The sequence below is a fragment of the Halobacillus alkaliphilus genome (assembly GCF_900113125.1).
Classification (GTDB): domain Bacteria; phylum Bacillota; class Bacilli; order Bacillales; family Halobacillaceae; genus Halobacillus; species Halobacillus alkaliphilus.
In genome coordinates this window covers 1-1,489 of the sequence record NZ_FOOG01000089.1, presented here as the reverse complement: position 1 = coordinate 1,489, position 1,489 = coordinate 1, and the positions used below count along the sequence as shown (strand labels likewise).

The following is a 1,489-nucleotide window of genomic DNA, read 5'->3' as shown; positions in this document are numbered from 1 at the left end:
CAAGCTAAGCTCTACAATTTCGTAACTCCCTTATAAACGTTACTCTTTTAGATGAAATTTCTAAAGGAGGATAATTTTATGGATCTTAATAAACACCTTCGGTCTATGGCTCAAGCTATTACAGAAACTTTAGGGGATCATTCTCTACGACAAACAGCTAAAGAAACGGGATTTTTGAAACGGTCCAGTAAACTTAAACCAGAAGCATTCTTAAGTTTATGCACCCTCTTAAAAGATTCCGTAGGGAAAAACACCTTACCTAACTTATGTAGCCAAATCTCCTACGAATTCCATACTTTTATCTCTAAACAAGCTTTACATGAACGTTTTAATGGTAAAGCGGTTTCCTTTCTAAAACAAGTATATAAGCAATTAGCCGACAAGCAGGAAATAACTTCGTCGGTTTTGGAACATCATTCATTATTCTCACGCCTTAGAATTATGGATGCCACATCTTTTCGTCTGCCCAGCTCTTATTCAGATTATCCAGGAGTACAAGGGCATGGAGTTAAAGTACAACTAGAATATGAATGGCTCAGGGGCAAGTTACTCTACCATAAGATTCAAGCAGAAGCTAAAAGTGATAAAGATGCCGCACGTGATCAGATGGAGTCATTGAAACCAGGGGATCTACTGTTACGGGATTTAGGTTATTATTCGGCAAGATTAATAAAGGAAATGGAGAATAAAGGGGCATTTTTCATTAGCAGAGTGCCGAGCCAAACCAAGTTTTGGACCGGGAGTTCGAAAGAAGGTTGGACACAAATTAAGCCTGAGGAAGATCTGAAACATAAGGTTTCGGGAGAAACCATTGATTATGGATTTATAAAAGTGGGAGGAGACTCACGAAGTTCCTATGTGGCTCGCATTGTAGCTCAGAAGCTTACGCTTCAACAACAAAAGCAACGGGAAAGAGCGTTACATTTAAAAAGGCAGAAAGGTCACCAGACCCTTTCTGCCAATCAAAGAACTCAAATTCAAATTCTTGTGACCAATGTAACACAGGAAGATTTGGCCGCTCAAGACCTTTACCCTTTGTATTCCATTAGGTGGCAGGTAGAGATCTTATTTAAAGCTTGGAAATCACTATTTGAAATGGATGATGTGCGAAAAATAAATCAGGATCGATTGGAATGTCATTTATATGGAACGTTAATTGAGATTCTTCTCTCTTCGATGGTGACTTTCCAATGTCGTCACTATTTATATTGGAAACACCGAATAGAAGCAAGTGAATATAAGTGCATGGATATTGTGAAACAGGCTTTGCCATATCTAGTGTCTCCAATACAATCTGATTCGAAGAGTGTCGTAGAAATATTAGAAGCCATCTTCGAAAACGCTAGGCGACATGGCAGGAAAGACCACAAAGAAAAACATGAAAGTCCGTTCGATGTTTTAGGATTAACTTATAAATAAAAGATCCCCTTGTTTTTATTGCGGACTCCTTTAGGAGTCCATATAACCTTAATTGGAAATATGTGTAATT

The 1,489-nt window shown here is 38.2% G+C and carries 1 protein-coding gene; it reads left to right on the top strand.

Annotated elements, in window-relative coordinates; all coding sequences use genetic code 11:
* The first annotated feature begins 78 nt into the window (after positions 1–78).
* Positions 79–1,419, top strand: coding sequence for an IS4-like element ISHaha1 family transposase (locus BMZ06_RS20275; RefSeq protein WP_089755051.1), 1,341 nt, complete (start codon positions 79–81; stop codon positions 1,417–1,419).
* The last annotated feature ends 70 nt before the right edge of the window (positions 1,420–1,489 follow it).